We start from the raw sequence: 4311 nt of genomic DNA, 5'->3' as shown, positions 1-4311 counted from the left end.
CTTCTGCCATTTGTTTTCATCTAAAAAAACCAACTTCATCCTCTTTCCTCTATAAATTATTCTCTCTATCCTAACATAAGATCAACACGACCTAGCACAACGGGACACGGTGCGCGCCCTGATTTTAGACAAAATTCCCCTGGTCAAGGACCTTTTTAGCTTTCATCTCTTTCAAACGCCCCTGGGCATTGATGGGGTCTTGTATGCGGCCAACAGCCAAATCGCCAGCGACCACGCCGCCATCCTCCTGGAAAATCTGGTGATCCAGGTCGCCAACGGGGTGGTGCAACCCCTGCTCAACTGCTTTCCCCACCATGAATCGGTGAAGCAACGGTTTTATCGCCGCAACCTGCTCTCTACCCGGGAAACCGAACGGCTCCGCAACCAACTTTCCCAACGCTACCGCTGGCAACGCTACTGGGACGAACCCCGGGCGATTTTTGAGAGTTGTTATCAACTTTTGCGTATCCAAGACCAGGCGATTGTCCTGTACCCGGTGTATGCGGGGCGCACGGCGGAACTGGCCCAACTCCGGGGCATTCCCTGGCTGGTCACCCTCTGGTTGGAGTTTCAAGATGCGGTGGCACCCATACTGCGGGCGGTGGCAAATTACATTGGCCGTACCAGTGCCTACCTGCTCACCCGGATCATGCTCACCCGGATCATTGGGCGGGGCTTGGGCTTGATTGGGCGGGGGATTTTGCAGGGTATTGGCAGTACCTTGCAAAACAATCGCTCCCAGGAATCCTCCCAACTGTAATCTTTCGTAACCATTTAACTTCTTGAGTATCAAAACTTACTTAAGGCGGGAAAGGGTCAGGATTTACATTGCTCTAATTGAGAATAATAGTTATTATTACCAACACTAGGGTCAGGACAATCGCTAAGAATAAGCAAGGAGGTTCCGATGCGCCATCGCTGGGGTCAGGGGCAGAATCCCAGGCAAAATCAGGGGTTTACCTATGTGAATGATGCCACCACAAGCGGCGAAGGGTCGGGGATTGCCAGTGCGGCTAATTCTCAAACAATGTCCCTATCCCAAGTCCAGCCAGGGGAACGGGTGCGGGTGGTGCGGGTGGATTGCGGCGAGGCGAATCCCCGGTTGGTGGGCATGGGCATTACCCAGGGGGCGGTGCTGACGGTGCTGAGCCATCTGGATTCCGGGTCGGTGCTGGTGGAATGTCAAGGTCAGCGGTGGGGGTTGGGGGCGGGTATGGCGGAACGGATTGGTGTCGAGCGATGGGAGGCGGCAATGCCCAGGATGACCTTGGGGGAGGCGACTATTGGCAGTCGGGTGCGGGTGGTGGGCTATGCGCCGGGAGCGGGGGATTACAAGCGGAAATTGCTGGGGATGGGCTTAACGCCGGGGACGATCCTGCAGGTGAAACGCCATGCGCCCTTGGGAGACCCGACGGAAATTGAGGTGCGGGGGTTTGCCCTGAGTCTGCGCAAAGGGGAAGCAGCGGCATTACAGGTAGTGCCGGTGGAGGGAGAAGCAAATTTAGGGAGCGATGGGCAATGAGCAAGCGGACGATTGCCTTACTGGGAAATCCCAACTGTGGGAAAACGACCCTATTCAATGCCTTGACGGGGGCGCGCCAACGGGTGGGGAATTGGCCCGGGGTGACGGTGGAACGCAAGGAGGGCACCTACCGGGATCAGGGGCAAACGGTGACGGTGGTGGATTTGCCGGGGATTTATTCCCTGGATGTGGCAGCGGGGGGCACGGGGCTGGATGAACAGGTGGCACGGGATTACCTGCTCAGCGGTGAAGCCAACCTGGTGGTGAATATCCTGGATGCCAGCAATCTGGAGCGGAATCTTTACCTGACGACCCAGCTTTTGGAAATGGGGGTGCCGCTGGTAATTGCCCTGAACATGATGGATCAAGCGGAAGGGCGGGGGATACGGATTGACGTGGCTGGTTTGCAACAGCGGTTGGGCTGTCCGGTCGTGCCTTTGTGTGCCCATCGGGGGCGGGGGGTGGCAGAACTTAAGGCCGTCATCCGGCAGGCATTGACCCAGCCGCAGGGGGCGGGGGTGCGCCCTGTTTATCCCCCGGTGATCGAGCAAGCCTTTACCGAACTTTCCTATACAGCAGGTCTGGGTTCCCCTTGGGCGGTGCTGTACGGGTTGCAAGCGGTGGATGGGGCGAACGTTGCACCGGTGTTAGAAACCCATCGGCAGGAGATTTTTCAAACCTTGGGGGAAGACATTGACCTCTTGGTTGCCGATGTCCGTTACACCTGGATTCGGGAGGTGATGGGGGCGACGGTCACTTTCGCTGGGCAGGTTAGCCAAACGCTTTCGGATCGGATTGACCGCTGGGTGCTGCACCGGTGGCTGGGGATTCCCATCTTCCTCGGGGTGATGTACCTCATGTTCTTCGTGGCGATGAATGTGGGGGGAGCCTTTGTGGATTTTTTTGATATAGGGGTGGGCACGATTGCGGTGAAGGGCACGGCGCATCTGTTGACCCAACTCCATGCACCCGGCTGGTTGATTGGGCTGTTGGCGGACGGGGTGGGGGGTGGCATTCAAACGACGGCGACCTTCATTCCCCAAATTGGCTTATTGTTTGTCTTTTTATCAGTGTTGGAGGATTCCGGGTATTTGGCGCGGGCGGCGTTTGTGATGGACCGGCTGATGCGGTGGATTGGCTTGCCGGGGAAGTCCTTTGTGCCGATGCTGGTGGGGTTTGGGTGCAATATCCCCGCCATTATGGCGACCCGTACCCTGGAAAATCGGCGGGATCGGTTGATGACGATTCTGATGAACCCGTTTATGTCCTGCGGGGCGCGGCTGTCCGTGTATGCCCTGTTTGGGGCGGCGTTTTTTCCGAAAAATGCCCAAAATGTGGTGTTTCTGCTTTACCTGATTGGTATTGGGGCGGCGGTGTTTACGGGTTTGGTGATGAAAAGCACCCTGCTACAGGGGATAGCGGCTCCCTTCATTATGGAATTGCCGCCCTACCATTTGCCCACGCTCAAGGGGGTAGCCATCCACGCCTGGGGACGGTTGCAAGCGTTTATTACCAAAGCGGGGCGGATGATTATCGTGATGGTGGTGATTTTGGGCTTTTTAAATTCGGTGGGAACGGATGGTTCCTTTGGGAAACAGGACAGTACCGATTCCCTGCTCAGTGCGGTTGGGCGGCAGATTACGCCGGTATTTGCACCGATGGGCGTGCAACCGGAGAATTGGCCAGCAACGGTGGGGATATTTACCGGGACGTTTGCCAAGGAGGTGATGGTGGGAACCATGAATTCCCTCTATGGGCAGTTGGCGCAGGCGGAAGCGGCAGATAGTGGGGAACCACCGGCGGCATTTGACCTGTGGGGTGGTCTCCAGGAAGCAGTTGCCAGCATTCCCCAAAATTTTGCCGCCCTAGGGGAGCAGTTGCTGGACCCGCTGGGGATGGGGGTAGTCCGCAGGAGTGGGGATGAGGAGGCAGTGGCGGAGGAGTTGGGGGTGCAGACGACTACCTTTGGGCAGATGGCTTCCCGCTTTGGCAGTACTACGGCGGCGATTGCGTTTCTGCTGTTTGTCCTGCTGTATTTCCCCTGTGTGTCGGCAACGGCGGCGGTTTATCGGGAAACCAATCTGGGCTGGACGGTGTTTATCGCTTGTTGGACAACCGGGCTAGCCTATTGGGTTGCCACCTTTTATTACCAGTTCATGACTTTTAATGAACACCCCGCACGTTCCCTGTTGTGGGTATTGGGACTCATGCTGGTACAGTTGGGGGTTTTGTGGGGATTGCGTGCCGTCAGTAGCCCCCGTTTGCGGCGGGTACCCTCCGGGAGGTAAGGGATGCTCTTGCAAGACCTACAACGTTATCTGCAAACGCACCGGCAAGTTTCGTTGACCAAATTATGTCAACACTGGCAAATGGATGCGGATGCCCTGCGTCCGATCCTGGATGTATTAATTCGCAAAGGGCGGGTGCGCCCCGTACACCAGCGGAAGTGTGGGGGCTGTCACTCCTGCGCCTCAACAGATTTAGAACTGTACGAGTGGGTAGAAAAACCATCTTAATGGGGGATCAATTTTAGGGATAAGTCGTGTTGTTCAGAACGTTTTTCAGAATAAATTACGAGCCAACCGAATGTACCAATTAAGTGAATTGTTGGAATTTCTGAGTAATTTCTAAGTCAGCAAAACGGCGAATAAACCGCACAGCGCAATACCATCAAAAACCCCAGCCCCACCAATACTACAGCCTTTTAATTTAAAATAGGGTACAGGTATTCAAGAGGAAGGAGAGAAAGGAATGCCGACTCATTCTTTGGATTTGCGGCAAAGAGTTGT

The 4311-nt window shown here is 55.7% G+C and carries 5 protein-coding genes; 4 read left to right on the top strand and 1 reads right to left on the bottom strand.

Annotated elements, in window-relative coordinates; genetic code table 11:
* Positions 1-109 precede the first annotated feature (109 nt).
* The 4 genes from ACVWXF_RS14085 (at position 110) to ACVWXF_RS14070 (ending at position 4038) form a co-directional block, all read left to right on the top strand.
* Positions 110-760 carry a DUF3685 domain-containing protein gene (locus ACVWXF_RS14085; RefSeq protein WP_457474703.1) on the top strand — a complete coding sequence of 217 codons (651 nt, stop codon included), beginning with the start codon at positions 110-112 and terminating at the stop codon, positions 758-760.
* A 147-nt stretch (positions 761-907) separates the two neighbouring features.
* Positions 908-1522: a ferrous iron transport protein A gene (locus ACVWXF_RS14080; RefSeq protein WP_457474702.1), complete on the top strand. Its 615-nt coding sequence runs from the start codon at positions 908-910 to the stop codon at positions 1520-1522.
* Positions 1519-3810, top strand: a complete 2292-nt coding sequence (gene feoB, locus ACVWXF_RS14075; RefSeq protein WP_457474701.1) for a Fe(2+) transporter permease subunit FeoB — start codon at positions 1519-1521, stop codon at positions 3808-3810. The genes ACVWXF_RS14080 and feoB overlap by 4 nt, the downstream gene beginning before the upstream one ends.
* 3 nt (positions 3811-3813) lie before the next feature.
* Positions 3814-4038, top strand: a complete 225-nt coding sequence (locus ACVWXF_RS14070; RefSeq protein WP_099812439.1) for a FeoC-like transcriptional regulator — start codon at positions 3814-3816, stop codon at positions 4036-4038.
* 111 nt (positions 4039-4149) lie between these two features.
* On the opposite strand, the gene ACVWXF_RS14065 is transcribed toward ACVWXF_RS14070, so the two are convergent.
* A complete protein-coding gene (locus tag ACVWXF_RS14065; protein ID WP_457474704.1) occupies positions 4150-4215 on the bottom strand; it encodes a DUF1614 domain-containing protein in 66 nt (21 codons plus the stop codon).
* Positions 4216-4311: the final 96 nt, after the last annotated feature.

The sequence above is a fragment of the Thermostichus sp. MS-CIW-40 genome (assembly GCF_054058315.1).
Note: the sequence above shows the minus strand (reverse complement) of the source record. Positions and strands in the feature narration are given on the sequence as shown.

What these genes read in the sequence shown, in the direction of transcription:
- ACVWXF_RS14080 (WP_457474702.1), top strand. Translation starts at nt 908, where the DNA reads ATGCGCCATCGCTGGGGTCAGGGGCAGAATCCCAGGCAAAATCAGGGG.
- feoB (WP_457474701.1), top strand. Translation starts at nt 1,519, where the DNA reads ATGAGCAAGCGGACGATTGCCTTACTGGGAAATCCCAACTGTGGGAAA.
- ACVWXF_RS14070 (WP_099812439.1), top strand. Translation starts at nt 3,814, where the DNA reads ATGCTCTTGCAAGACCTACAACGTTATCTGCAAACGCACCGGCAAGTT.